Source organism: Paenibacillus sp. NN59, assembly GCF_057597225.1.
Map to the genome: position 1 here is coordinate 6,316,849 of NZ_CP199678.1, position 25,206 is coordinate 6,342,054.

At 45.9% G+C, this 25,206-nt stretch carries 27 protein-coding genes; 11 read left to right on the forward strand and 16 right to left on the reverse strand.

Features of this window, described 5'->3' with window-relative positions; translation table 11 throughout:
* Positions 1 to 35: 35 nt before the first annotated feature.
* From ACT89M_RS27500 to ACT89M_RS27520, 5 genes are all read right to left on the reverse strand, one after another.
* Positions 36 to 1,331 carry a glycosyltransferase family 2 protein gene (locus ACT89M_RS27500; protein WP_090921414.1) on the reverse strand — a complete coding sequence of 432 codons (1,296 nt, stop codon included), beginning with the start codon at positions 1,329 to 1,331 and terminating at the stop codon, positions 36 to 38.
* Positions 1,324 to 1,467 (reverse strand): hypothetical protein, encoded by a 144-nt coding sequence (locus ACT89M_RS27505; protein ID WP_167375743.1) that lies wholly within the window; start codon positions 1,465 to 1,467, stop codon positions 1,324 to 1,326. Before ACT89M_RS27505 ends, ACT89M_RS27500 begins: the two co-directional genes overlap by 8 nt.
* A gap of 18 nt (positions 1,468 to 1,485) precedes the next feature.
* Positions 1,486 to 2,361, reverse strand: a complete 876-nt coding sequence (locus tag ACT89M_RS27510) for a diguanylate cyclase domain-containing protein (RefSeq protein WP_154889946.1) — start codon at positions 2,359 to 2,361, stop codon at positions 1,486 to 1,488.
* A 136-nt stretch (positions 2,362 to 2,497) separates the two neighbouring features.
* A complete protein-coding gene (locus ACT89M_RS27515; RefSeq protein WP_308722582.1) occupies positions 2,498 to 3,610 on the reverse strand; it encodes a glycosyl hydrolase in 1,113 nt (370 codons plus the stop codon).
* Between the two features lie 85 nt (positions 3,611 to 3,695).
* Positions 3,696 to 4,136, reverse strand: coding sequence for a MarR family winged helix-turn-helix transcriptional regulator (locus ACT89M_RS27520; RefSeq protein ID WP_154890334.1), 441 nt, complete (start codon positions 4,134 to 4,136; stop codon positions 3,696 to 3,698).
* A gap of 237 nt (positions 4,137 to 4,373) precedes the next feature.
* Between ACT89M_RS27520 and ACT89M_RS27525 the strand changes: the two genes are divergently transcribed.
* Positions 4,374 to 4,814, forward strand: a complete 441-nt coding sequence (locus ACT89M_RS27525; protein ID WP_308722581.1) for a GNAT family N-acetyltransferase — start codon at positions 4,374 to 4,376, stop codon at positions 4,812 to 4,814.
* Between the two features lie 98 nt (positions 4,815 to 4,912).
* Here the strand turns inward: ACT89M_RS27525 and rlmN are convergent, their stop codons facing one another.
* The 3 genes from rlmN to greA form a co-directional block, all read right to left on the reverse strand.
* A complete protein-coding gene (gene rlmN / locus ACT89M_RS27530; protein WP_308722580.1) occupies positions 4,913 to 6,031 on the reverse strand; it encodes a dual-specificity RNA methyltransferase RlmN in 1,119 nt (372 codons plus the stop codon).
* 153 nt (positions 6,032 to 6,184) lie between these two features.
* Positions 6,185 to 7,540, reverse strand: a complete 1,356-nt coding sequence (locus tag ACT89M_RS27535) for a sodium-dependent transporter (protein WP_154984301.1) — start codon at positions 7,538 to 7,540, stop codon at positions 6,185 to 6,187.
* Positions 7,541 to 7,848: 308 nt separating this feature from the next.
* Complete coding sequence (gene greA / locus ACT89M_RS27540; RefSeq protein ID WP_090921402.1) at positions 7,849 to 8,325, reverse strand: transcription elongation factor GreA; 477 nt, start codon at positions 8,323 to 8,325, stop codon at positions 7,849 to 7,851.
* A gap of 283 nt (positions 8,326 to 8,608) precedes the next feature.
* Between greA and ACT89M_RS27545 the strand changes: the two genes are divergently transcribed.
* The 3 genes from ACT89M_RS27545 to ACT89M_RS27555 all read left to right on the forward strand — a co-directional run bounded on the left by ACT89M_RS27545 (position 8,609) and on the right by ACT89M_RS27555 (position 10,379).
* Positions 8,609 to 9,085: an arylamine N-acetyltransferase family protein gene (locus ACT89M_RS27545; RefSeq protein WP_308722579.1), complete on the forward strand. Its 477-nt coding sequence runs from the start codon at positions 8,609 to 8,611 to the stop codon at positions 9,083 to 9,085.
* Between the two features lie 59 nt (positions 9,086 to 9,144).
* Positions 9,145 to 9,483 (forward strand): hypothetical protein, encoded by a 339-nt coding sequence (locus tag ACT89M_RS27550; protein WP_487344948.1) that lies wholly within the window; start codon positions 9,145 to 9,147, stop codon positions 9,481 to 9,483.
* A gap of 80 nt (positions 9,484 to 9,563) precedes the next feature.
* Positions 9,564 to 10,379 carry a 4'-phosphopantetheinyl transferase family protein gene (locus tag ACT89M_RS27555; protein ID WP_154889933.1) on the forward strand — a complete coding sequence of 272 codons (816 nt, stop codon included), beginning with the start codon at positions 9,564 to 9,566 and terminating at the stop codon, positions 10,377 to 10,379.
* Positions 10,380 to 10,525: 146 nt separating this feature from the next.
* Here the strand turns inward: ACT89M_RS27555 and ACT89M_RS27560 are convergent, their stop codons facing one another.
* Entirely contained in the window at positions 10,526 to 11,707 is a 1,182-nt protein-coding gene (locus ACT89M_RS27560) for an MFS transporter (protein ID WP_186809688.1), read from the reverse strand.
* A 113-nt stretch (positions 11,708 to 11,820) separates the two neighbouring features.
* On the opposite strand from ACT89M_RS27560, the gene ACT89M_RS27565 reads away from it, so the two are divergent.
* Together ACT89M_RS27565 and ACT89M_RS27570 are read left to right on the forward strand one after the other, a co-directional pair.
* The gene (locus tag ACT89M_RS27565; protein WP_154889929.1) at positions 11,821 to 12,207 is read left to right on the forward strand and encodes a winged helix-turn-helix transcriptional regulator; all 387 of its coding nucleotides are present in this window, start codon (positions 11,821 to 11,823) and stop codon (positions 12,205 to 12,207) included.
* A 192-nt stretch (positions 12,208 to 12,399) separates the two neighbouring features.
* Complete coding sequence (locus ACT89M_RS27570) at positions 12,400 to 12,954, forward strand: NAD(P)H-dependent oxidoreductase (protein WP_154889927.1); 555 nt, start codon at positions 12,400 to 12,402, stop codon at positions 12,952 to 12,954.
* A gap of 171 nt (positions 12,955 to 13,125) precedes the next feature.
* On the opposite strand, the gene ACT89M_RS27575 is transcribed toward ACT89M_RS27570, so the two are convergent.
* Both ACT89M_RS27575 and ACT89M_RS27580 read right to left on the reverse strand, forming a co-directional pair.
* Positions 13,126 to 13,872: a Bax inhibitor-1/YccA family protein gene (locus ACT89M_RS27575; RefSeq protein WP_090921397.1), complete on the reverse strand. Its 747-nt coding sequence runs from the start codon at positions 13,870 to 13,872 to the stop codon at positions 13,126 to 13,128.
* 255 nt (positions 13,873 to 14,127) lie between these two features.
* The gene (locus ACT89M_RS27580; RefSeq protein WP_090921395.1) at positions 14,128 to 14,484 is read right to left on the reverse strand and encodes a nucleotide excision repair endonuclease; all 357 of its coding nucleotides are present in this window, start codon (positions 14,482 to 14,484) and stop codon (positions 14,128 to 14,130) included.
* A 697-nt stretch (positions 14,485 to 15,181) separates the two neighbouring features.
* On the opposite strand from ACT89M_RS27580, the gene pdxR reads away from it, so the two are divergent.
* The 3 genes from pdxR to ACT89M_RS27595 are packed head-to-tail and all read left to right on the forward strand — an operon-like array spanning position 15,182 to position 18,031.
* Positions 15,182 to 16,639, forward strand: coding sequence for a MocR-like pyridoxine biosynthesis transcription factor PdxR (gene pdxR / locus ACT89M_RS27585; RefSeq protein WP_154889925.1), 1,458 nt, complete (start codon positions 15,182 to 15,184; stop codon positions 16,637 to 16,639).
* Positions 16,640 to 16,667: 28 nt separating this feature from the next.
* Complete coding sequence (locus ACT89M_RS27590) at positions 16,668 to 17,588, forward strand: D-alanine--D-alanine ligase (RefSeq protein ID WP_308722577.1); 921 nt, start codon at positions 16,668 to 16,670, stop codon at positions 17,586 to 17,588.
* Positions 17,585 to 18,031, forward strand: coding sequence for a GNAT family N-acetyltransferase (locus tag ACT89M_RS27595; RefSeq protein WP_308722576.1), 447 nt, complete (start codon positions 17,585 to 17,587; stop codon positions 18,029 to 18,031). Before ACT89M_RS27590 ends, ACT89M_RS27595 begins: the two co-directional genes overlap by 4 nt.
* Before the next feature lie 87 nt (positions 18,032 to 18,118).
* Here ACT89M_RS27595 and ACT89M_RS27600 read toward each other — a convergent pair whose 3' ends face one another.
* The 5 genes from ACT89M_RS27600 to ACT89M_RS27620 all read right to left on the reverse strand — a co-directional run bounded on the left by ACT89M_RS27600 (position 18,119) and on the right by ACT89M_RS27620 (position 23,147).
* The gene (locus ACT89M_RS27600) at positions 18,119 to 18,904 is read right to left on the reverse strand and encodes a glucose 1-dehydrogenase (protein ID WP_154889921.1); all 786 of its coding nucleotides are present in this window, start codon (positions 18,902 to 18,904) and stop codon (positions 18,119 to 18,121) included.
* A gap of 63 nt (positions 18,905 to 18,967) precedes the next feature.
* Complete coding sequence (locus ACT89M_RS27605; protein WP_487344949.1) at positions 18,968 to 20,416, reverse strand: GNAT family N-acetyltransferase; 1,449 nt, start codon at positions 20,414 to 20,416, stop codon at positions 18,968 to 18,970.
* A 256-nt stretch (positions 20,417 to 20,672) separates the two neighbouring features.
* Entirely contained in the window at positions 20,673 to 22,223 is a 1,551-nt protein-coding gene (locus ACT89M_RS27610; protein ID WP_487344950.1) for a copper amine oxidase N-terminal domain-containing protein, read from the reverse strand.
* Between the two features lie 187 nt (positions 22,224 to 22,410).
* Positions 22,411 to 22,539: a hypothetical protein gene (locus ACT89M_RS27615; RefSeq protein ID WP_487344951.1), complete on the reverse strand. Its 129-nt coding sequence runs from the start codon at positions 22,537 to 22,539 to the stop codon at positions 22,411 to 22,413.
* Between the two features lie 140 nt (positions 22,540 to 22,679).
* On the reverse strand, positions 22,680 to 23,147 hold the full coding sequence (locus ACT89M_RS27620) for a DUF1877 family protein (RefSeq protein ID WP_090921209.1): 468 nt from the start codon (positions 23,145 to 23,147) through the stop codon (positions 22,680 to 22,682).
* A gap of 155 nt (positions 23,148 to 23,302) precedes the next feature.
* Between ACT89M_RS27620 and ACT89M_RS27625 the strand changes: the two genes are divergently transcribed.
* A complete protein-coding gene (locus ACT89M_RS27625; RefSeq protein ID WP_336121609.1) occupies positions 23,303 to 23,767 on the forward strand; it encodes a DUF4385 domain-containing protein in 465 nt (154 codons plus the stop codon).
* Positions 23,768 to 23,871: 104 nt separating this feature from the next.
* A complete protein-coding gene (locus ACT89M_RS27630; protein ID WP_308722574.1) occupies positions 23,872 to 25,179 on the forward strand; it encodes a VWA domain-containing protein in 1,308 nt (435 codons plus the stop codon).
* The last annotated feature ends 27 nt before the right edge of the window (positions 25,180 to 25,206 follow it).

The following is a 25,206-nucleotide window of genomic DNA, read 5'->3' on the forward strand; positions in this document are numbered from 1 at the left end:
AACAGCCTTCTACTTTGGTTTGAGGTGTTTAATTCCTAGCCAAATCGCTCAGTTTTGTACCACTTGCTCTCGCGTTTACGAATCTTGTCCATCAGCAGATTGTAGAAGGCCCGGATCGAGATCAGAATAAAGAGCTGAGCATATGTGAAATAGGATACACATGCGTAGATGAAATTCCGGGTGTTGCTCTGCCCGATATCCGCTGCCAGTGCCAGATTGATCTGTAGAACATAGATAAAATACATCAGTGCCCAACCAATGACCAGGTAGACGTATGCGTCCCCAGCAAACTGGAATGGAGAACTGACCTCCGGTTTGAATATTGCGATAACCTGATAAACAAGGTTCACCACAAAGATAATGTCCGACACAATAATAGCCAACATAAACCAGAAGTAACTGACCGCATAGTAGAGAACAAGCAATTTATTGCGCCAGCTGGAACGATTGAACAGATTATGAATGTTATCCAGGACCACCTGGTAGTTCCCCTTGGCCCAGCGTTCACGCTGTTTCATGTATACACCAAGCTGCTCTGGCTCCTGCTGATATGCTTCCGCTTGCGGCGCTAGGGCAACCAACTGGCCCCGGTTCATAATTTCAAACGACAACGCCGTATCTTCCGTAATGGCGGTCACATCCCAGCCGCCGATTTCCCGGATCAGGCTTGTCTTAATAATGTAATTCGTGCCCGGAATGGTCCCCAGCTTGAACAGCTCCCACAGCCCGGTGTGGTAGACACGCTGAGACGTTATAATTTCGAGATTAATACATTTGGAGAGGAAGTTTTGCCCACGGTTACGCGCTTTGTTTCGGCCAAATACAACCCCGTACTGTTCAGGATTCTCCAGTGATTTTTGTGCGAGAAACATCAGTGAATTTCGTTCTGGAGCAGCGTCTGCGTCAAATATACAGATCCAATCGCCGGTGGCCAGTTCCAGTCCGTCGTTCAGCGCACCGGATTTCCCCCCCGTACCTTTGCGTTCAAGTACCGTGACGTTACGGTGCACATAACTGGTCTGTCCAAGGAACGATTTTAACCGATCGGCTGTGTCATCTGTGCAATTATCTGCAATGACAATCACCTGCACCTTATCCTCAGGATAGTTCAGTCGCAAAATATGCTCCACTGTTGCCACGATGACCAGACCTTCGTTATGAGCAGGTACCATAACCGTGACGTTCGGATAATGATCCATATTTTCCGGAATCTGAATACCCTTCTTCTCCTGCTTGTGGATAAAACGAATAGCCCCGGCCATAATGACGATCGATTCGAACACAGCGATCCAAATACTGAATATCGACAAGATCAGAATGAAATCAGCCATCCGTTTTCCTCCGATCATACCTTCGAATTACCCTAGAGCGAAATCGGAGCGTGGCAATCGTTAATCCGATGGTAAACACCACAAAAATACAACTGACGGCAATACAGATCGGGATAAACCAGGACATATAATCCATAAGCCTCGCTCCTTTCGGTTAAATATATTCCCCGATTAAATCCGTCTCCGTGTTTCGTTCCAACGCGGCAAGGACAGCGTCCAGATTGTCATACTTGCTGAATTGTTCCTTCTGAAAAACCAGTGCGCCTGATTTGATAATGGTCTGGAGCTGGTTCCCCTTTTTATCGAGCACATCCATATCCATAATATTTTTTTTAATCCTGCGGGTTAACATCGGTAAGTAATCCACATTGACCATCGGACACAAAATGACAAATCGTCCGCGGTCCACAAAAAATTTGTGATCCTCGTATCGAATTTGCTTCTGAATCGACTGTGAGATCTCAAGCAGGAATTGGGAATACCGAACTGAACCAAGTGACTCCTGCACAAGCGGCAGAAATTCAATCTTAAACATGGCGATGCTGAATCCATAGCAGTCTGAATAACGTCTGGCAAGGTTGCTCTGTTTAACCAATGTATCTCCAAGTGCTTCCTTATTCCCTAGCGTAGTATCCAGATCGATCTCTGGATTGTGATCTTTCATCTGCTCCAGACGTTCAATTACCCGTGCACTACGCACAAGTCTTCTTTTGATATAAGCAGCAATTGCCGTGTTCGCCGGAATAAGTAGCCACCAGGAGAACACGAGCGCATTGGGTTCTGCAAAAGTCACGAGCCACACAAAATAAGTGACCAAGTATACAAATATCAGTACGACGGATACACCAACAGGAAGCAAGAGTCCCGCGGCGAGCGCCCCTAGTGACGCTATGCTTAATACAACATCCAGCTTGGTGTAGCTTTGATTCATGTACAAGTGGAGATATACAAAGAACTGCTGCACGATGGCGAGACTAATCAAGATTGCGTAACCCCAGGCCAGACGCTGGGTAGGTGCGTTATTTCTCATAGTCCTCCTTCTCTGCATCGAATTTCAGAATGACTCGGTGCCAACACCTCTTTTTTATAACCGAAACTTCAACAAAAATCGACAATTAAAGACAATAATATAGTAACATATAATCTTGGATTATATAGATAAAAATTTACTTTTTAAGAAAATTATATAAATAAGTTTCACCCAGCAACGGAAACAAGTTATCAAACAGGTGGGTGTTTCCGTCAAATACATAACCGCCCGGATATCGTGTGTCTTGCCCTCGCAGTGTGGTCATATGTTTATACAGCTGCTTTGCCCAATTCGGATCACCTGAGCGAACAGCGAGCAGGATGGATAGACCATATACCGATGCCGATTCATAATCTACGGCTGGTTTCTGTGTTCTACGAACATACTGTCCGGGGAGCTTGCCCCGAGTGCCGAACTCTTTTTTTAGAAAAGCAATCAGCTTGTCGGGTTTATGCCCCATCTCCATCACATGATTGGCAACGATGAGCTGATCAATCAGATTAACTTTGTCATCGTAGGTGTAAGCCTTGGTATTGACATTCATGCTCTTCGGATAGAATAATCCATCGTCAGGCATTTTATGCAGTATATCCTCGTACCTGCTGTAAACGTCCGGACCCAGCATCTGATGGTCTCTCATCGCTTGCAAGGCGAGCAAATCCACATAGACCAGACTTAAGGTGTCCGTGGAATGTCCACTTTTGAAATCATAAAAATCAACCAGGTACCCCTGTTGCTCGGTTCGCTGCGTTAATGTTCGGGAAAGGGCCGATGCGGTCGCCAGTTTGTGTGCTCTGCCTTGATTCCACCTGTCTGCCGCTTGCAACAGAGCCCCCATAATCCGTAGATCGTCACCTAACGCGTTGGTTGCCACATGGGATTTCCCTTGAGGATCAAGCTTCCAAGCGATATAGACGTCGGGCCTGATCACATAGTATGTCTGGAGCTGCTTGTAGGCCTGCTCGAACATAACTTCGTTATCACTTGCCAATGCATACTGCATCCACAATCCAAGTGACTCCGATAATGCCTCTCGGCCAGCAACGATGTCCGCTCTCTCCGACGCCGCTTCCTGCAAATAGGTTGCAAGTGTGCCATTCGGATTCGTCATATGTTCCTTAACAAAGGCAACTGTAGGGGATACCTTCTCCATCACAAACCGCTCCCTCCATAGCACTACAATCGCTACAGTTACAACAATCGCAAGTAATATGTACCATGAACGCTTTTTTCGGAAAATAAACTTCACACCATTCCTCCTGACGGGAATATATGACGGAGCAACTGAGCCACTTCTTACATTTTTGGAAGTAGGCCTTATCCACAGTGTGCGCTTAATCATGGATATCCATGTATGGGCGGCGACCGCCCTTTTTAACAAATTTCCAATCGACCTCGATGTTATGTCTCATCTTCCGTAGCAGCTGGATTGCTGTCTGAATCTCTTCCTGAGTCAGACCATTCAACGTTACATGATCCGAATGTACACCTTCTTTGCGAATGAACTGCCATGCTTCGAGTCCAGCCTCTGTTGGATACAGCACCTTATTCTTCTTATTACCCAATGCTGGCTGTTTGACAATGAATCCGTCAGATTCCAGTTTGCTAATTGCTCGCGCTGCCGTTGTACGATCCACCTTGATCAGTTCAGCCAGCTGGTTCGGAATGATGCCAGGGTTCTCGCAAATGCGGTACAAGTACAAATATTGTCCACGGGACAAGTTCAAATGCTGAAACTCCACATTGCTGATGGAATCCAGACAGCGGGCAATCATGCCAATTTCGCGCAACACTTCCTTAGGCTCGTTCAGTTCATGTACTTCCTGCGATTCATCGTTCGGCTGAGTCGGTTCGTTGGCTAATTTAGGTTCTTTCGGTTCTGTCACAGAGTTCACACCCCTATAAAATTGTTGCATTCGCAACATAATTAATGATATAACTACACTAGTTCAGTGTATCACTTTCAATTCCATTCCGATATCACATTACAAACAAGCAGAGGAGAACGATCCATGAATATAACTATTGTTGAAGCAAACACAATGGAATTACTGGAGGCCTGCTTAGCCATTCGTATGGCCATTTTCGTGAAAGAGCAAGGCGTATCTGCCTCCGATGAATTCGATGCATTTGATGCGCTAGGTACCGAAGCACGCCATATCCTACTCTATGTGGATGGTGTACCTGCCGCCTCCTCCAGACTACGCATCGTAGAGCAAGTAGCCAAGCTGGAACGCATCTGCGTGATGCTGGATTACCGCAAGCATGGTCTGGGCCGTGTATTAATTAACAAGCTGGAGGAGATGGCCAGAAAGGACGGATTAGAGAAAGCCAAGTTGCACGCACAGGTTCAAGCCTCCGGCTTCTATGAACGTCTTGGCTATGCTCCGGCTTCCGATGTTTTCATGGAGGATGGCATTCCCCATCTGCTGATGACAAAAAAGCTGAACTAAGAGACATCATCTCTCCGTTCGAAATTAGCTTGCAACTCAAAGAAAACGCCTCTATCTTCACTTCGTCAGTGAGTACATAGAGGCGTTTGTTGTGTTTTTTATCCCATAGCCAGACGGCCGGCATCTGATTTTGCAGCTGTTTTTACATCTGCTTTAGCTTCCGCATTTTTCATCTGCTTGCTACGTAGCTGTCCGCAGGCCGCATCGATGTCTGTACCATGCTCCATACGTACCGTAGAGTTGATGTTGTTCTTCTTCAGAGTATCATAGAATCCCAGAATACTCTCTTCCGTACTGCGCTGGTACTGGCTATGCTCATCCACCGGATTGTACGGAATCAGATTCACACTGACCATGCTCTTACGACTGGACAGCAGTTCTGCGAGTTCAGCCGCATGTTCGCGCTGATCATTCACATCCCGAAGCAAAATGTATTCAAACATGATGCGTTTGTTTGTTTTCTCCAAATAATAATCCACCGCATCCATCAATTGTTCAATCGGGAATGCCCGGTTGATCTTCATGATATGTGTACGTAGCTCATTATTCGGCGCATGCAGTGAGATCGCAAGGTTCACCTGCAGACTGCTGTCTGCAAATTCCTTGATTTTATCCGGCAATCCGCTTGTGGACACCGTGATTCGCTTCGCTGCGAGCGCTAAACCTTTGCGATCCTTGATCACTTCGATAAAGTTGCTCATATGTTCAAAGTTATCAAATGGTTCGCCAATGCCCATGACCACAACGTTTGTGACGCGCTCACCTTGACCCGCTGCATCCAGATGCCGCTGTACATGCATGATCTGTTCTACAATCTCTCCTGCGGAGAGATCACGGCTCTTCTTGATCAGCCCGCTGGCACAGAAGCTACAGCCAATATTACATCCGACCTGTGTGGTAACACAGACAGTTAAGCCATATTTTTGCCGCATGAGCACCGTCTCGATCAGGTTGCCATCCTGCAACCGGAGCAGGAATTTCACCGTACCGTCTGCTGACTCCTGCTTCACATGTTCACTCATTGAATTCAAGGTGAAATGCTCAGAGAGCACATCCAAACATTCCTGACGAACATCGGACATGCCGTTAAAATCATGAACCCGTTCCTGGTATAACCACTCCCAGATGCGAGAAGCACGGGATTTCTTCTGCCCATGCTCGGGCAGCCAGGTACGTAATTGCTCTAATGTTAATCCATATATGGATGATTTAATCATGGTATAAACCTCTTTTCGCAAAAAGCATATGGCTCATCGGTCGTCTTACCCAAAAAACCTCTACTCTGTATTGTCCCAAAATTAAGAAGGGAACACAAGGGCTTTTGCATTTCTTCCAAGAGGTTTTATGCATGGTAAATCTGCGCAGGCGGCCTAGAAGTGAATAATGCCAGACGTATGCAGCAGAACGAGCAGAACCAGAACAGGTGCAACATAACGAAGCATAAAGAGCCAGATGCGGAACCAGCCGGAGCTTAGACCAGCTGCCTCCGCAGCCGTTTTCCAAAAGTATCCCGCAAAGATCGTAACCAATAACCCGCCTACAGGAAGCAAGATGTTGGACGCCACAAAATCCATCCAGTCGAATACACTCTTCGATCCGATCTTCCACTCAGGGAACAGTCCGAGCGACAGAACGGAAGGCAGTCCTACGATGAAGACAGCGAGAGCGATGCTCCATACGGCACGATTACGACTCCAGGAAAGACGCTCCATGAAGTATTTAACGGGAACCTCCAGCAGTGAAACTGCTGATGTCAACGCTGCGATTGCCAGCAAAACAAAGAATAATCCGGCAAACAGGAATCCTAGCGGCATTGCCGAGAATGCTGCAGGTAGCGCAATGAAGATCAGGGACGGCCCTTGGTCTGGTGCAATGCCAAAAGAGAACGTCGTCGGGAAGATGATCAGTCCCGCGATAAAGGCATAGAGCAAGTCGCCCGCACCAACAGCAACTGTTGCCGCACCCAGGGATTGGCTTTTATCCACATACGAACCATACGTTACGAGGATACCCATACCCAGCGACAGCGAGAAAAAGGCATGTCCGAGCGCAACCAATGCCGACTCCGTTGTAAGCTGGGAGAAGTCCGGATTCAAGAAAAAGGAAACTCCCGCACCTGCCCCTGGCAGCGTAACGGCACGAATCATCAACACAATTAATAGAACCAGCATGGCTGGAATTAGAATTTTGTTAAACTTCTCAATTCCGTTCGATACACCCTTCGCTACAATCCAGCCTGTGATCAGGACAGAAACCAACTGCCATACAATCGGCATATAACCGCCGACAAAACTGCCGAATTGTGCGCCATAATCCGGATTATTAAACAACGTGCCACTGAACGAAGTTACAGCATATTGTAATGTCCATCCCGCGATGATGACGTAGAAGGACAGAATGATAAAAGGCGTTAATACTTGCAGTAAACCAGCCGCTAACCAACCTTTATGTCCACCTGCTTTAATAAAAGCAGTTGCTGCGCTCCCCCGTCCACTTCGTCCAATAGCAAGCTCGGCAAGCAAGACAGGCAAACCAATCAGCAAAAGACAGATAATAAAGAGCAGGAAGAAAGCTGCTCCCCCGTTTTCGCCCGTAATATAAGGGAATTTCCACATGTTACCGAGACCTACGGAACTACCGATGGCCGCCAGAATAAAACCGGCACGCGAGAAGCGTTCCCCTTTGCCAGCGTTGTTTGGGTCTAGATCAGACTTACTCAAATTCATTGTATCTACTCCATCACTTTAAAGTTTTCCCGTAATTATATACTAGTCCGCGTGTCAGGTCATGCAAAAATCAGTATTTGTCGAAAATTCACCAAATTGGAGATGATTTCAGGATGAATTCAGTATGGGAAAATAACCTGAAACTTAACCATCACCTATCAACAATGAACCCTGAGTTAACTTGGGAAAACACAAAAAAAGATGTTTCAGACAGCTCTTGGCATAGCCTCTGAAACATCCCCTTTTTGAAAGTCTATATATCGCAGGGTATTGTCCCGCATATGTGTATTGTTTTCGCTCGATGCTGTCTAGATTTTGATCTCTAGCAACTCATATTTGATTACACCCATTGGAGCATTGACATGAATCACACTTCCTACTTCTTTGCCCATCAGCTCTTTGCCTAATGGACTCTCATAAGAAATTTTGCTGTTGGATACATCCGCTTCCGCCGGGCCGACCAGTTGATACTCGATCTTTTCAGCAAACTCAAGGTCGTTCAATATCACTGTTGAACCAATACTTACTTTATTGGAATCCATATTATCTGAGCTGATGACTCTTGCTTTGGTTAACATCTTTTCCAGAATCAGAATGCGGGTCTCCATAAATGCCTGATCATCTTTGGCTGAATGATACTCGCTGTTCTCCTTCAGGTCCCCGTAACTGATCGCAAGCTTCAGTCGTTCTGCCAGTTCCTTGCGCTTCACCGTTTTCAGTTCCTTCAGTTCTTCCTCCAGCTTTTCCAAGCCTTCCTGTGTCAAAATCACTTCATCATTAGCCATGTTTTCCATCTCCTAATCCTGCTATCTATCTCTATTCTAACCTATTTCCACTCCAAACGGTTAACATACCCCGGAAAAAGAAACCAAACTATCATTTATCATATAACGTGCGCAAAATATATATGTGTACCCTATTTCCACTATGAGTATCATTAGAATTGTACCGGTACAATCATAATAAACTTGTGTGTGCATTTCAGATGCTCACTTATACAATGAATTCAGGGCAGTAGCGTTTGAGGCATTTCCCCTGCAGCCCATGATATGACTTGAGGTGATCGAGATGAATGTTACATTAACTCCAGCTGAAATAAACGCTTATCTGAAACGGATAGGCATAGATACAATCAAGAAACCCACTTTAGAATTCCTTGCCGAGATGCAACAGGCACATATCCATCATCTATCTTGGCAAACGGTCGATATTTTTGCGGGCAGGCCTGCAGACATCGATCTGCAAGAATCCGTGCAGTTGATCCTGCAAGGACGCAGTGGCTACTGTTTCCATTTGAACGGCGCATTCAGTGTTTTACTTCATTCCCTGGGATATACGGTGCACTGGCACCGCGCGGGCGTTCAGCCGCATGGAGAACAGCCACGTGTGAACTCGTTCCATCTCGGTCTGTCCGTCTCTTTGCCAGATGCGGACCCGAATGTGGAACGTTGGATTGTGGATGTCGGTCTGGGCGGTATGCCTTTTGAACCTCTCCCTCTTCGTTACGGAACCTATGGACCCGTCCCGTTTACGTATATACATTGATGCCTTCTTCCGTTGTTCCTGGTGGATGGAGGCTTGAATACGAGCCTAACGGACCAAGCATGGGAGTGGATTATGATCCCGAGGAGCTTACCCGTCTGGAAGAGTTTATTCCCAAGCATGAATTCTACAGCCAATCCGTGGATTCACCCTGGCATAACGCATTTCTGCTCCGTCAGAGAGATACAGGCCACAGCTATGAGCTTAGGGGATGCGTGCTTCGAACGCATGGAATCGAGGGCATTAGCAAGACAGAAATTCGAAATTACAATGAGTGGAAAGACATACTAACCAAGCTTTTCTATGAACCGTTAGTGATTTATACGGAACAAGAGCGTAGGGAGATGTGGGAACGGATACAGATTGCGCATGAAGAATGGAAAAAAACACAACTAGCCTGATCCATTGGAGAAAAACGCGAGATAAGGATAAATATAGAGGAAAGCCTGTCATCCATGCCGAATACAACGTCAGGTGATAAATGATGATAACTATACAAGTACTGCAAGTGCCCTCCGTTGTACCTGAACCATATTGGGATCTTTTTCTGTCATTCGTTTCTGAAGAGCGGCGGGCACAGGCTTCACGCTTCATGCATCAAGCAGATGCATATCGGTCAGTGCTAGGTGAAGTGCTGACCCGTGTGAAGTTAAGCAAATTGACCGGCCTGGGACATAGGGAGATTACGTTTACCCGTAACAAATATGGAAAACCCGCCCTTACTCACGAAGCTGATGTACAATTTAATGTCTCGCACTCCGGCGATTGGATTGCACTGATTGCTGGAGGTAAAGATGAACTCGGTGTCGATGTGGAGAAAATAGCACCGATTGACCTGCAGATCGCAGAGCGTTTCTTCTCGCCACAAGAGAACACTTATCTGGCAGCACAGCCTGCCGATCAACAGCTGCATACCTTCTATCGCCTGTGGACGCTAAAGGAGAGCTACATTAAAGCTATAGGCACAGGTCTGTCGCTACCGCTGGATTCTTTTGCTATTCTCCCAAGCCAGTATGTACAAGGGCAACAGGTTGGCGATCTTTGTTGGTGTTGCACGCAAACTGGGCACGCAGAGTTAACAGGAAAGCTGCAGCAAAAAGGGGAGCAACTGAGCAGCGATGCAGAAGGTGATCAGAACATACGCGTCATGCCCCATCGTTTCTACAGCCAGCCTCTGGATGCAAAGCATATGTTGGCTGCCTGCACCGCCGATGGTGAACTGCCAATGAGACCGGAAGTTGTGACGTTGGATAAGATGTATACCAAGCTAGTGGAAGACGCTAACGCTGGGAGATGATGTGTTTGTGTTTATGCCAGCCCAGTTGGGAGAGGGGATTGAAGCAAAGTACAGGGCCTCCCCCCAAGAAACTCTGCAAGTAACGTATTTGAGCGCGGGCGGTGTAGTCGTAGTCATTACTCGTCCTTCCGCTTCAAATGGAACCGTTAGGCTTCCATAGAACGGGACTCTTTGGTCCTCCCAAAGAACCGAGAATACATAAAGAAAAGGACAACGACAAAAATGAGAACGAAAACTAAAAATTCAATCTTGTAGCCAAAGCGATAGAAAGACGTACCTGCTATTGGCCCAATTGTCATCCAGACATAGCGGAAAAAGTTGTAGACTCCCGTTGCACTTGCTCGATGATTCGGCATTTCATCTGCCAGTATCGTAATCTGAACGGGCAGCGATAATCCAAGAGTCAAACCAAATATGGCTAAACTTATCGCCAGTATGGAAATCGACAGTGACGCTGTCACTACGAACAACAGTATGGACATCATATTAAAGACCGCTAACAACAACAGCGACTTTTTGGCTTCGACATACTCCTGCAGACGTCCGCCAATCATGCTTCCGATGACGATACAGACCGATATAGGCATAAACAGCCAACCCATGCCGCTTGGCGTCAGGTCATATCCCTCGATCAAAATATTCGGAAGCAGCACAAGTAACGTATAGAAGACTGCGTACTGTACAGAACCTAGTACAACAATTGCCAGTCCGATGCGGTGATTTAGTACCGCGGTCATCTGCCGAAGCCGAAATTGTCCCCCATTAACACGGGGCGTCCATGTCTCCGGCAAACCCAAAAACAAAATGAGCCAAAACGATAAACTCACTGCAAACAGAAGCCAAAATAAATGATCCACGCCGTAATGTTGTCCTACAATGCCCCCTACGACTGGCCCCAGACCAGGCCCGAGTGCAACCAGCATTTGATAGATCCCCATAGATCGTCCCCGTTTTTTTCCTTCAAACAAATCTCCGATGATGGTAATGGCTGCTACCGAACCAACAGCAACTCCAATAGCCTGCAACGCTCGAAATATAATTAATTGTGTGACCGTATCAGATAGTGCTACGCCAATCGTGGCACATACATAGAACATAAATCCGATCAACAACATTTTACGCCTTCCATATCGATCCAGTAACGGACCGTAAACGAGCTGCATACAAGCAAAAAATATCGGATAAATGGCAATTGATAAATTAACAGCGTCTTGAGAGGTTTGAAGCTTATTTGCTAATTCTGGCAACAACGGCGAGTAGAGGGTTTGTGTGAATGGACCAAAAAACGCTGCCAGAGAAACCAAATAAACCAATAACGTTCTGCGCATCTTTCCACCTCCATAATCTCTATTTACAACGCTAAGCATACAAAATATACTTACAAAAGATAAGTACACACTTTTTCGTGCAAAACTTACCAGAAGGGAAGTGTCGTTAGAGAATGTCTGCTATTCAATATAAATTCAATGGCAAGCAGTACCAGTGTCCAATCGAGCTTTCCGTCTCTCTCTTCTCTGGAAAATGGAAAACAACAATAATATGCAAATTAATGGATGGCACAAAGCGATACGGGGAATTGAAGAAGCTCATTGACGGGATTAACCACAAGATGCTTGCTGAACAACTTCGTGAGCTTGAACAGGCAGGAATTGTTAACCGCAAGGTCTATCCTGTCGTGCCGCCCAAAGTAGAATATGCTTTAACGGAACTGGGTGAACAATTAACGCCAGCTATCCGTCTTTTACAGCAGTGGGGCAGTCAGTTCGCAACAGAGCTCCCTCAGGAGTCCCCCGCTCCAATCTCCGTTCCCTTACCAGCGGATAACTAGACCACTCCTAGTCTCCCCCGTAAGCGTACATCCAAAAAGGCAGCCTTGTGCATGATGAACATGCTGGGCTGCCTTTTTCAGCTTACTTACTACTTTGTAAGTATTGAACTAAAAAGTGCGTACTTACTTTTATAAAGTTAATTGACTATGATGTAAGGGCGAATACACCTTCCGCAGAATGGAGAGATAACTATGAAAACGTTAATTATTGTCGCTCATCCCGATCTGGCCTCATCACGGATTAATCAGGCTTGGGTACAAGAATTACAGCAGCATGATCATATTACCGTGCACGACTTATACCGCCAGTACCCCAAAGGAACGATCAATGAAGGCCATGAACAGTTGCTACTAGAGCAGCATGAACGCATCATCTTCCAATTCCCGTTGTATTGGTATAGTAGCCCGCCACTTCTGAAGTGGTGGTTCGACACCGTGCTTCAAGCCGGATTTGCCTATGGGCCTGACGGGGGCAAGCTGCAAGGAAAACAGATAGGCGCAGCCGTTTCGACTTTTGGTACAGCTGAATCTTATCAGTCAGCCGGAACCAACCGCTTCACGATTGAAGAGCTATTACGGCCTCTGGAGGCACTGGTACGTTATGTTGGAGCAGACTACCTACCTCCATATTCACTTCATGATGTATCTCATGTAACCGATGAGCAGTTGGAGCATAGCCAATCACAGTATCTCCTGTATGTAAACGCTCCTGCGGAGCAAACCGAAGTTCAACAATTCGGCTCTTGATGTCCTCTTCGGTCCAGCTTTCTCCACGGTAATAACCGCCCGCAAGCCGAACAACTCAAAGAGGGCTGCTCAGGTCTATTGTATTGACCTGACGCAGCCCTTTAAGTTACCAACGCAACACAATCAAACCAGATACAATCTTATAGCTCGGCTCACTGCTGAGCAGTGCTTCTAGTCGCGGCTCCGCAGTTTGCTGAGCAGACGAAGAATCTCGATGTAAAGCCAAACTAGCGTGACCATCAACCCGAAGGCACCGTACCACTCCATATACTTGGGTGCCCCTTGTTCTGCACCACCTTCAATAAAATCGAAATCCAGTACCAGATTAAGCGCGGCAACAATGACAATCACAACCGAGATACCAATACCAATCAGGCTGTTCTCATGAAGATATGGAACCGTGATGCCGAACAGACCGAGCACAAAGCTAAGCAAATACATAATCATGATACCGCCCGTTGCAGCCACTACGCCTAACTTGAAGTTCTCTGTTGCTTTGATTAACCGCGTTTTATAGGCTGTTAACAGGGCAACAAACACCGCCATGGTTAGCAAAGCTGCTTGTAACGTAATTCCGTTGTACAAAGACTCATAACTTGCCGAAAGTGCACCCAGGAACATCCCCTCTGCTACCGCATAGATCGGTACAAGATATGGAGATACCACCGGTTTAAACGAAATAATTAGCGCCAAAATAAAACCGACAATTAACCCGCCATATGCAAGCGGCATCACTTCCTGTCCTTTGAAAAACATCATCCATGTTGCAAATGCACTGCCCAGCAAAATGATCAACGTGATGAACGCTTTGTTCACCGTGCCGTTAATCGTCATGTAGTTCTGGTACCGATCCTCTCCATATCCTCTGTTCTCAAACGTGCTGTCCTTAAGTGTAGGATTACCGCTACGACCGATCAACACAATCACCTCTTCTTATGTATTGGGTAAATCTGTGAAACCCATTTTCTAGTGCTACTTCCTTGAAAAGCGAACTTTTTAGCTTCAATATTTGTTACGTAGAACTATATTTGCAAAGGAAATGGAGTTGGATGCAATCCATGGATCACATCCTGTCCACCTGCACACGAACCTAGGACATATGTCCTAAATGCATTTCAAGCTTACGTTCTTGCTTGTGCACCTTAAATAAACTTGTTTACTTACTTATCTATCTTACTTATACAGTACCTTGTCTACATTATACTTCGCCCGCATCGTGTTAATGATATAGGTCTCATAAATTTCACGATCCATTGGATCTTCTACCAAACAAACTTCAATCTTTGTGACTTCGTCGCGGTGATTCTTCATTGGAGATACCGTATCTTCAAAATGCTTTTTGATTCGCGGTCTTAATTTTCGCGCTTTCCCGACAAATAACAACTCACCTGCGGCATTATAAAACATGTAAATTCCGCCTTGCTCGCGCGTAATCAGGTGAAAATCAGTAAATCCATAAATGTGGCTTAACTGCGGATTTTCCTGCTTGGTAATGGTCACATCTGGTGTAGGAACCGTAATCTGAATCATCCATTTCACTTCCTTATATTCTATAGAAATACATCCTAACACATATCATAATCCGACACCATTTCGAGTTAAAAGAAGTAGATTTCACGGAATTTTCGCTTTTGCGACAAATATTTCAAAAAAAAGGTTAACTTCCCTGATTCAAAGTGGTACTATAGGGGTATGAGGAAGAATTTGGGCACTAAGACATATGTCTTTGTATCCACGCTCGTTTTATAGAGCCTACCATTTTTCATCTTTTTCATACTGAATTCGGTGACGTGCACACGAGAAGAGTACAGTTAGTAAGAACCGTAGCTTTGAAGTAGATTGTAGAATCACCATCTTTACGAAAACCTATTGCAGCAAGCATTGAGTGGCAATAATTAGCCTTTTAAGATTTCTTTTTATTACAGCATCAAGTTTATCATCTAGAATTAGAATAATATAGACAAAGCATATAGCATAGGAAGTTGATCCACTTAGAATTATATAGACAGGTATTTCTAGAGACTAGTCAGAACATTCAACTGTAGCTAGAACAGAATAGTATTACACCCTTAGAATTGAACAGGCTTCACCTCCAGCCCGGCATATGAGCCAGGGCTTTTTCCCGTTGTGCGTACAACTCAGGCCACCTTAGCTACGAAACAGAGGTATCGTGGTTCTTTCTGCTGGGTTTATAATATGGCAAGATACCAGTAGAGGGAGTGATGGGATGTATTCCGATCTGCAATTGACGGAGGACCGCCCTGTATATATACAAGTCAAAGATTATTTGAAACGATTAATGTTAAAAGGCGGTTTGCAACCCAATCAGAAACTGCCTTCAACCCGTGAGCTGAGCACGTTGATGAAGGTAAGCCGAAGCACCATTCTGCTCGCCTACGCAGAGCTTGAAGAAGAAGGGTTGATCTATGCGCTCAAAGGTAAGGGTAATTACGTCAGCACACTTATTGAAACGCAGCAGACCAATGCAATCCATTGGCAACTAGACTGGACGGCAGAGGTAAGTGATTATGCAATCCAGGCAGAGCAATATGATCTGATGAAACATGGCTCAGGAGCCGAGCGCGGCGAAATTTCCTTTACCAGCATCGCGCCGGATGAAAAACTGTTTGATCTTCAAAATGTGAAACGGGCCTTCCTGGATCGCATGTCACTTGAAGGAGAAGTTTTACTTAATTACGGCTACGCGCAAGGATATAAACCGCTCATGAATTATTTGATGAACTACATGGAAAACAAAGGGGTCGACCTTACGGGTAAGGATATTTTGATTACGAACGGGTTTACGGAAGGATTTGACCTGGTCCTTGGGGCATTGCGCAAGAAGAGCGGTAAAGCACTCTGTGAGAACCCTACACATCACACGGCGATCAAAAACCTGAAGTTGCACCAGTTTCAACTAACCGGTATCGATATGGAACCGGATGGCCTGGATCTGAAGCAGCTAGAGCAACAGCTGGCTGGAAGTGCATATGATCTGGCATATCTTGTGCCCTCGTATCACAATCCGACCGGAATCGTGACTTCGCCTGCAAAACGAACTGAAATTATACGTTTAATGAACGAATATCAAGTTCCGATCATTGAGGATGGATTTAACGAAGAGCTTCGTTATTCCGGCTCCCATGTCTCACCCTTGATTGCCAGTATGGGTAAGGGTAACGGCCTTGTCTATCTCGGCAGCTTCTCCAAAGTATTGTTTCCCGGACTGCGTGTGGGCTGGATTATCGCGGATGCTACATTGATCGATTATCTGGAAAGCATGAAGCGGGCGCGCAGTATTCATACGTCTACTCTGGATCAGTCTCTGTTATATCAATATTTAAGCAACGGCAATTTTGAAAAATATCTAAAACGGGCTCGTACAGAGTACAAGCGAAAGTATGAACTCGCTGTGCATTGTCTGAAACGGCATCTGCCGATGTGTCAAATATCCGGAGCAGGCGGTTTGCATCTGTTTGTGCAGTTTCCACCAGAAGTGCGAACAAGAGAGTTGCTAGCTGCCTGTAAAGTAAACGGGGTAACCTTTACTCCCGGAGATACCTTTTATCTGGAGCCGGGTCAAGGGCTTCACACCATGCGGCTTGGATTCTCCAGAGTCAGTGACGAGAACATCCGCAAAGGCATCCGTATCATCGGGGAAACCGTTGCGAGCATGATGAATTGATTTAATAACATTAGGGGAGGATTTTCACATGAAAGTCGGCGTTATTATGGGCGGTACATCTTCAGAGCGGGATATATCCCTGCTCACCGGACAGGAGATGATTGCGAATCTGGACAGAAGTAAATACAAGGTCATACCGATTGAGCTGAATTCCAAACGCGATTTGATCGATAAATCGGATGGAATTGATGTAGCCTTGCTTGCCCTGCACGGAAAATACGGAGAAGACGGCACGGTGCAAGGCACGCTTGAATCCCTAGGCATTCCCTATACAGGTTGCGGCGTACTTGCAAGTAGCGTATGCATGGATAAGGACATGTCCAAACAGCTCATGCGGCAAGCAGGAGTACTCACGGGAGACTGGCTTCAAGTGAATCGAATGCAAGATCTGTCCTCTGTGGCTGTCCAGCACTTAACGTACCCGGTGGTCGTCAAGCCCAACTCAGGCGGTTCCAGCATTGGAACACAGATCGTTCATGAGCCATCAGCCCTGCCTGCCGCAGTAGAGGCTGCTCTTGCCTGGGATGACAGTGTAATGATTGAGCAATATATTGAGGGTGAAGAGATTACCTGCGCCATTGTAGACGGTAAAATGCTACCCGTGATCTCGATTCGTGCCAATGCTGCCTTTTTTGATTATGCTGCCAAGTATGATGATAACGGTGCGGATGAGCAGGTCGTGCAATTACCTTCTGAGCTGCATCAGCGCGTAGAAGCCGCAGCGTTAACTTGTTACAACGTTCTCAAATGCAGTGTCTACGCTAGGGTGGATATGCTCATTCGGGATGGGGTGCCTTACGTGCTGGAGGTAAACACCTTACCGGGGCTTACACGGAACAGTCTGCTACCCAAAAGTGCAGCCGCTGCCGGGATTTCTTTTGCCAAGTTGCTCGACACCATCATTGATCTGTCTCTTAAAGAACGTTCCGGGGAGTTGTCGCGTGTATGAGTCTAGATGTAAATATTCGGCATAGCACCAAACAGGATGTACAGGACATGGTTATTCTCATGGATCAACTGGGATACCCCACAACCTACGCCGAGATGCAGGAAAGATACGCTCATATCGCTGCTGATGCGAATTTTACAACGTTGGTAGCCGAAGTGCGCGGACATATAGTGGGACTGATTGGCCTGCAGACATCCTATTCATATGAAAAGAACGGCAGACATTGCCGCATCATGGCACTGGTTGTTCATGAACATTACCGCAGCTCTGGTATCGGCCGTCAGCTTCTACTCGCAGCTGAGCAGTGGGCGGCCGAACAGCAGGCGGACTCTCTGTCGCTAAACAGCGGCAATCGTGCGGATCGTGAAGCGGCGCATGCATTTTATCAGAGGATGGGTTATACGGCTGGCAGCACCGGATTCAGTAAAAATGTCATTCGATGAAATCTAAACAACAAAATATGCCCTTCCAAGCGCTAATGTGGCTCGGAAGGGCATATTTATGTTTTTTATGATCTTATCCTGACTGATTTAGTACTTGGCAGATTGTGCACCGTCAATCGGAATGATGGCTCCGTTGATAAATGGCGATTCACCGGACAGCAGGAATGCGACCAGACGTCCGACTTCCTTGGGATCACCCAGACGTTTGGCCGGGTTGTCCTTTACAAACTCTTTGGACGCCGACTCCCAGTCATTTGGGTTAATCTGTTTGAATGAACCGATAACCATGTCTGTCAAAATGGCTCCTGGAGCTACTGCATTGATGCTAATACCATGCTCTGCATATTCAATCGCAGCATCCTTGGTCATGCCTGCAACGGCATGTTTACTTGCCCCATAAGCGATCTGATTAGGCACAGCGCGAATACCACCCACGGAGGAGGTGTTGACGATAAAGCCTTCGCCTTGCTTTTTCATCACAGGCAACACGTGTTTCAAGCCATAAAATACACCTTTTAAATTAATGTCGATTACCTTGTTGAACATCTCGGTTTCATAGTTTTCGATCAGATTCTGTTTGCCCTCAATGCCCGCGTTGTTAAAAAATGCATCGATGCGTCCGAAGTTGTCCACGGTATCCCGAACATATTTCTTAACGGCTTCTTCATCGGCTACGTCTCCCTCGATCAACAGAAACTCAGCTCCGTTCACTTCTTCCGAAATTACCCGCTTGGTCTCCTCCAGTGCCTTCATGTTAACATCCACCAGAGATAGCTTTGCCCCTTCTCGCGCGACCTCTACTGCAGCCGCCCGGCCAAGCCCCGAGCCACCTCCTGTAATCAAGACAACTTTATTGGTGAACCGTTCTGTCATGGTATAGACCTCCTAATGATTTTTTAGATCATCCATACTTCAATACCCTTTTCAAATTGGACTCTAACATGGCTTCGACAACTCATATGCCTCCATTAATTTCTCGATGGGAATCCCATTAATTTTCATTCCTGCCACTTGGCAAGCTTCAAGCTCAACACCTGAAAAATCACAGTCGACAAAACGACTGTCTCCCAAATCACAATGTCTCCAATGCATTGGCACACGGTCTGCACCAAGATGTGTATCCTGAAACTGAACCCCGCCCAGCGCACAGAATTCCAACTTGGTGTTTGTTAAACGTAAATCTGCCAGCAACATTTCCGTCATATTCAAGTTCGTTAATTTGCTTCCACTCAGATTACAATCGGTAATGTGGCTGTTCTTCATTGTACTGGCACTGTACCACATCGAATCCAGGTTCGCCTGAACGTGTTCTCGCTCCTTCACTGGATCACGCTGCCCACTCCCGCCATCGATCTTCTTCTCATAACCGTACTCCTCGTCAGAGGCATACATACGAACATAACCGAGCTTTTCGTAAAAATGGTGATTTTCCCGTTGCCGGCCAGAAGTCTCCAGCCTCCAATGCCGAATCTGAGGATAAGCGGCCTCCATCTGACGAATCACTTGGGATCCAACACCTCGCCCTTGGCAGACAGGGTCGATATAGATTTTATCCAGCCTTGCGACTTCATATCCCAACAGATTGATGCTGAGTCCACCGATTGCACAACCATCTGCTTCCACTACATAGTAGTCCCACTCACGAATGACATACTCATGTAAGCGAACAGCATTATAACCCGGAGGACAAAGATTGCTATCCAAGTCCTGCTCTCCGTTCGCCCAGACATGCATGGCATGATCAAAAGCACGTGTGCAAATTGCTGTCAGCACAACTGCATCTTCGTGTTCTGCTCGGCGCAGGTTTATCAATAATGGTTTGGATTTAATCCGCCCAGTGGCTTTCCCATTGGAATCCATGCTGTGAAGTTCAAAATAATCATAGACCTCCCCGTCAGACAGGCGTCTCCGATTCACATACTGGAAGCCTGTATGCTCCAGCACTTTACGAGAAGCTGGGTTGTACGTCTTCACGATGCCCACAATCCGGTTTAACGACGTATGTTCGAATAGATATGCTGTCAACGCTCGTACCGCCTCCGTGATATAACCTTTGTTGCGTTGATCGCGTGAAATGGCATAAGCTAACTCACGATCAGACGGATCAAGCATATCGTTAGGAAACACACCGCACCAACCGATCAACCGCTGACTCTCCTGATGAATGACCGCAAGCATAATCCGTACATCCTGCGGATCAAACTGTTCATAACTCCCTACGACAAACTGCAAAAATTCACTTAATTGCTCTTCTGTCATCTTCCAATCGGGTAACAGGTCGGTAATTTCAGGCTGATGTGTCAAGGTTGCCAGCGCGGCTTGGTCTTGCAAGGTAAAAGGACGTAACATTACCGAATTAGCAACAATCGTGAAACGATGATTCATATAGAACACCTCTTAGGGATTATTTTGTGATGACACGACAAAAAGGAGCACCTCCAATAGAGGTACTCCCTTGTCGTTTCATCCTCTCAGATCAAACGCCGGAGCTCCTCGTAATGGGTCAAAAAAGGACAGACGTATCCCGTGTTGGTCTAACGGAATTTTTGCGCCTTGTTCTTTTCTACATCATTACGAGAAATCTGGCATTCTCTGAAATCCCCTTTCAATTCACGCATCGTTTATAACGATCCACATTGTATTATGGACGATCAATGAAAATCCAGCCTGTATCTTGTTCTTTTTCAATCGTGGCTCCAAGTGATTCTGCCATGAAACGTAGCGGCACATAAGTCTTGCCGTTTTTGCCAACAAAGGCGGATTCCACCATCGTGACTTCTTGCCCCGCAACAGTTGCTTTCGGAGAATCTACCGTCAGTACGATCTCGTCTCCAGTGATGTCGTCAATGACAACGATCTGTTTCGAGCCTTTCGTCCATTTCACTTCTGCATCCAATTGCTCGGACAGATACCGAAGCGGCACAAAGGTTGTATTTTTGACCGTTATTGCTCCAACTTCTTCGTCTTCCGGATAGAGGAAGATACTTTTGGTTGTAATCTTCATCTCATTTTTCAGGAGTTGGTAGACAAATGAGTTTGGATCAAAATTTCGAAGCACCTGACCCGGTGTAACTTCCCCTTCGGTCAGTTCCATCACACCACGGGAAGCATCCACTTCATCCACAGTGACTACGCCGCCGATATTCCATAGCTCACTGTCTGCGCTAACCGTTACAGAACGCACTGGCAAGTCTTCTGATGCAGGCACAGCCACCTTCAAAGACATCTTTTGTTTGCGAATATCGAGTTTACTATCCAGGAAAAAGTCCATATTCAATTTGGTTTCAGGGCCAAATACTGTTTTCAGCTCCGGTGTATCTTTTAGCAGGTTGTTCAGTTCCTGATCATAGTTCACCAGAATGCTGTCCAAGCCTTCTTTGATCATGGCATAGATGGATGTAACTGCTTCCTCCTTCGATTTTGGCAAGATAGAAGTCATCTCATCGTCTTCCATACCTTCTCCTTCTATACCTTCCAAGCCCATATAACTTTCAAATACAGGGTACAGTACATCATACAAGTCTCCAATCAACTGTTTGAGACCTTGCTCATCCTTAGAAATACTTGTCAGGAACGGCTTAACCATCGCAAGCAGCTCTTCACCGTTAATCTCCATATGCAGCTTGTTCAGAGACAATGTTTCACCATTAACGGCTTCCTGAACAGGGGTAACGGATATGTTTTTCGGATTAGACAGATGTTTCATGACAAAAGTTAATACCTTTGGAGAAAGCTCTTGCATCTGTTTCTCCAGCTCTTTTGTATCTATAGGAAGCAGCATCGTCTCTGCTCCCCCAAGTGTATCCAGAGATATGTAAACCGGTTTCTGTGCACCATCAACATCGATGGTCATGCCCGACTTGTCCATAGACAGATGGAAAGGCAATTTCGTTCCTTCGATGCTCACTGATCCTTTGATCGATGCCGTGTTCGTATCCTTCATCTTGGCATGATCAATGTTGAGTGAAATGGAATTGATTCGTTTAATCATTTCGAGGTCTTCGTCGGTTGCGAATTGTTTGTCCGGTTCTATGTTAATATGCATGGATTGTTTGGTTTCACCGGATTTTACATTGGTGTTATTGACCATGGCTTGGCCAACATCTACTCCGCCCACGGCCTGACAACCTGTAAGAATAACCAGTAACAGGACAAGCGGTACTGCCATCCATTGTCTTAACTTTCCGCTCATAATTGGGATCTCCCCCTTAACAAAATATGGTTCATCCCATATTATGAGGGCACTTGGAAGCAATGTAAACGGATACGCATAAAAATAGGCCAAATAGGCCGGAACACGTCCGGCCTTCTGGTTCTTCTATCACTCATATGTCATAACATGCGCGTGGAAACATGCTGTTTCATGTATTATTTTCAGACTATTCCTGCTCCTGATCCTCCGCAGACTCTTCCTCTTCCACTTCATCTGCCGGTGTTACAGGGGTCTCGAATTGATCCGGTTCATCGTCTTGAATCGCTTTGTTCTCTTCGTTCTGATTTTGTGTCATAATCGCTCTCCCTCTCTTCAGCAGAATATCATCAAGGCACTGCCTTGTGTGTATCAATAACCGGATGGCATATGAATCAAACATTGTTCCAAACCATGATTGCACACAGATCGGAATTCATCCCTTTAGAAAGAGCCCTTTCAGAACACGTAAAAGATAATCCCGTTGCCGTTCTCTACGGTCACTTGAAACAAAGCCTGTATCTGATCAATCGTTTGCACGATCTCCTGAAAAGTCTCCTCTTCGTCCCAACCTTCCATTACGGGATATACCCCTTCAGCAAGCATCTTGTCCAAGCTGAAACGCGTCCTCACATCCTCAGGGGTAAGTTGCTCCAATGCCATATAAGCCTCTAGAACCTGCTTGTTATTAATCAAGAATAGATCCATATCCGAATAGTTCCCCAAATACTGTTGACTAGCGAGCGGCACAACATAACTTAGTGGAGGTTCTCCATCTACGAGGTTACCATTCAACGTAAACTGTAGCATCTGCCACGTTTTATCAATATCCAGATCAACCTGACAATCATGCACACTAACCTCTCCCGATTGAATGGAATTCAACAATTCATCGGTTACTACCACATATCTACCCGACATGCCCATCGCGTTATCCCTCCTGACATTTCCTTCTATTATTCCCCATTAACCGTGCATGTTACATCAGAATCGGGGTAAAAAGGAAAAAGGGCACAATAACGTCACCATACGATGCTCATGTGGGGAGCGTAAACGAACCATTTCCTAAGGAGGATATCCCGATGAAAAAATTTGACTACAGTCTCAATTACGAGGAACTCGATCTGCGCAAGCAGCCTGAATTATATACCGTTGGCCGGGGCGAGCAAGGGGTGCTCATGGTGGAACCCTACAAAAGCGAGATTCTGCCGCACTGGCGGTTCAAAACACCTGAGATTGCGACAGAGTCATCGGAGAAGATCTATGAACTATTTTTGCAGTATAAGAAAAAGGGAGATTTCATTGGCATGGATATGGCTCGCAAGTTTTTACAGATGGGATACACTCGGGCGAGACGTTATACCAATCATAAAGGTGGGCGCAAATATTCGAAGCAGGATGGCTCCATTCTGCCTTATCAGAATGACCCCGTGAAGGCGGAAGCAGCAGCCATTTTCAAAGCGCAGTGGGAGGTAGCGAAGAAAGATCCCGACTACGTGAAAATGATGAAAAATCATCGGGAAAAGTACGAGTCAGAGGAGGGCTAGGCGCATATCTGAAATCATTGACTTGTGGAAACATATGGTTCAGAATCTATCTTGTTACTGTTTGTTTTCCACCACTATTTTGGAGAAAAGAGGCGCAGCCGACTATGACAGATTCGTTCATACAATTAAACACAGGCCAGAATACCAACATCAACGAATGCGCTCAGCTTCAGGTTACGATCAAGTGCACATCCGCCCCCTCTGCCTTGGATGTTAGCTGTTTCATGGTAAACGAAGCAGGAAAAGTTCCCTCTGACGACTATTTTGTATTTTACAATCAGGAGGCTGACCCGCATAACAGCGTTCGTTTGCAACAGATAGAGGAATGGCAGTCTACTTTTGTACTGGATACGCATAAATTGCGGCAGGCCTCTGTAGAAAAATGTGTGTTCACGGCTACACTTGATGCGGGACATACATTCGCCGATGTTCGTACATGCCAGGCGGTTGTTCAAGCGGGTTCCCAGCAGATTACGTATGAGATTACGCAGGCCACGGAAGAAACAGCGCTTATTTTCATTGAAATTTACAAGTATCGTGACGAATTCAAAGTTCGGGCCATCGGACGTGGTTTCTTTGGTGGATTACAGCCGCTGGCAGAATCCTTCGGGGTAGAGATTGAAAGTAACGAAGCCTCGGAAGCCGAACAAGCTCTGCTCACAGCACAAGCTGAAGTGGCAGCAGCCTCTTCCCAAACCACATTACCTGTTGCTGAATCAGTCCCGAGCCCTCCACCACTGAACTTAACCAAAATCGATCTGCTCAAGCATAAAGTAACCCTGTCTCTCCAAAAGAAAAAGGTTGAACCTATTCAGGCACGTGTTGCCGTTGTATTCGATGCATCAGGCTCCATGTACCATCTTTATCGTAAAGGCATCGTGCAAGAAGCCTTTGAGCGGATACTGGCGATTGCATCCGCATTTGATGATAACGGAGAATTAGACGTATGGTTCTTCGCCAAAGACTTCTTACGTGCCCCTAGCGTTACCGCCAAAGATTTCGAGAATTATATTGAACGTACATATAAGCTGGGTAGCAAAGGCGGTACCAATAACGAACCTCCTGTAATGCAAGATGTCATTCATAAGTACACCATCGAGGAACCCAATGTAAAGATTCCAACGTATATTATCTTTTTTAGCGATGGCGGGGTTAGTCAAAAAGGAAAAATCAAGCGATTGATTACCGAAAGCTCAACCAAAAATCTGTTCTGGCAATTCGTTGGTTTAGGTAGAGCCAATTACGGTGTTTTGGAAAATCTCGATGAGATGGAAGGGCGTTTCATTGATAACGCTAACTTCTTCGCACTAGACGACATCTCGAAAATCAGCGATGAAGAATTGTATGATCGTCTGCTCAATGAATTTCCAAGCTGGATTAAGGAAGCTCGGGCCAAGGGCATTCTGGCCTAAAATGTTCATCTTCTATGCTTAATTCAG

Excerpts from the sequence above, each read along its gene's own strand:
- ACT89M_RS27500 (WP_090921414.1), bottom strand. The coding sequence starts at position 1,331 with ATGGCTGATTTCATTCTGATCTTGTCGATATTCAGTATTTGGATCGCT.
- ACT89M_RS27505 (WP_167375743.1), bottom strand. The coding sequence starts at position 1,467 with ATGGATTATATGTCCTGGTTTATCCCGATCTGTATTGCCGTCAGTTGT.
- ACT89M_RS27510 (WP_154889946.1), bottom strand. The coding sequence starts at position 2,361 with ATGAGAAATAACGCACCTACCCAGCGTCTGGCCTGGGGTTACGCAATC.
- ACT89M_RS27520 (WP_154890334.1), bottom strand. The coding sequence starts at position 4,136 with ATGATTGCCCGCTGTCTGGATTCCATCAGCAATGTGGAGTTTCAGCAT.
- ACT89M_RS27525 (WP_308722581.1), top strand. The coding sequence starts at position 4,374 with ATGAATATAACTATTGTTGAAGCAAACACAATGGAATTACTGGAGGCC.
- rlmN (WP_308722580.1), bottom strand. The coding sequence starts at position 6,031 with ATGATTAAATCATCCATATATGGATTAACATTAGAGCAATTACGTACC.
- ACT89M_RS27535 (WP_154984301.1), bottom strand. The coding sequence starts at position 7,540 with ATGAATTTGAGTAAGTCTGATCTAGACCCAAACAACGCTGGCAAAGGG.
- greA (WP_090921402.1), bottom strand. The coding sequence starts at position 8,325 with ATGGCTAATGATGAAGTGATTTTGACACAGGAAGGCTTGGAAAAGCTG.
- ACT89M_RS27545 (WP_308722579.1), top strand. The coding sequence starts at position 8,609 with ATGAATGTTACATTAACTCCAGCTGAAATAAACGCTTATCTGAAACGG.
- ACT89M_RS27550 (WP_487344948.1), top strand. The coding sequence starts at position 9,145 with ATGGGAGTGGATTATGATCCCGAGGAGCTTACCCGTCTGGAAGAGTTT.
- ACT89M_RS27555 (WP_154889933.1), top strand. The coding sequence starts at position 9,564 with ATGATGATAACTATACAAGTACTGCAAGTGCCCTCCGTTGTACCTGAA.
- ACT89M_RS27560 (WP_186809688.1), bottom strand. The coding sequence starts at position 11,707 with ATGCGCAGAACGTTATTGGTTTATTTGGTTTCTCTGGCAGCGTTTTTT.
- ACT89M_RS27565 (WP_154889929.1), top strand. The coding sequence starts at position 11,821 with ATGTCTGCTATTCAATATAAATTCAATGGCAAGCAGTACCAGTGTCCA.
- ACT89M_RS27570 (WP_154889927.1), top strand. The coding sequence starts at position 12,400 with ATGAAAACGTTAATTATTGTCGCTCATCCCGATCTGGCCTCATCACGG.
- ACT89M_RS27580 (WP_090921395.1), bottom strand. The coding sequence starts at position 14,484 with ATGATTCAGATTACGGTTCCTACACCAGATGTGACCATTACCAAGCAG.
- pdxR (WP_154889925.1), top strand. The coding sequence starts at position 15,182 with ATGTATTCCGATCTGCAATTGACGGAGGACCGCCCTGTATATATACAA.
- ACT89M_RS27590 (WP_308722577.1), top strand. The coding sequence starts at position 16,668 with ATGAAAGTCGGCGTTATTATGGGCGGTACATCTTCAGAGCGGGATATA.
- ACT89M_RS27595 (WP_308722576.1), top strand. The coding sequence starts at position 17,585 with ATGAGTCTAGATGTAAATATTCGGCATAGCACCAAACAGGATGTACAG.
- ACT89M_RS27600 (WP_154889921.1), bottom strand. The coding sequence starts at position 18,904 with ATGACAGAACGGTTCACCAATAAAGTTGTCTTGATTACAGGAGGTGGC.
- ACT89M_RS27605 (WP_487344949.1), bottom strand. The coding sequence starts at position 20,416 with ATGAATCATCGTTTCACGATTGTTGCTAATTCGGTAATGTTACGTCCT.
- ACT89M_RS27610 (WP_487344950.1), bottom strand. The coding sequence starts at position 22,223 with ATGAGCGGAAAGTTAAGACAATGGATGGCAGTACCGCTTGTCCTGTTA.
- ACT89M_RS27615 (WP_487344951.1), bottom strand. The coding sequence starts at position 22,539 with ATGACACAAAATCAGAACGAAGAGAACAAAGCGATTCAAGACGATGAA.
- ACT89M_RS27620 (WP_090921209.1), bottom strand. The coding sequence starts at position 23,147 with ATGGGCATGTCGGGTAGATATGTGGTAGTAACCGATGAATTGTTGAAT.
- ACT89M_RS27625 (WP_336121609.1), top strand. The coding sequence starts at position 23,303 with ATGAAAAAATTTGACTACAGTCTCAATTACGAGGAACTCGATCTGCGC.
- ACT89M_RS27630 (WP_308722574.1), top strand. The coding sequence starts at position 23,872 with ATGACAGATTCGTTCATACAATTAAACACAGGCCAGAATACCAACATC.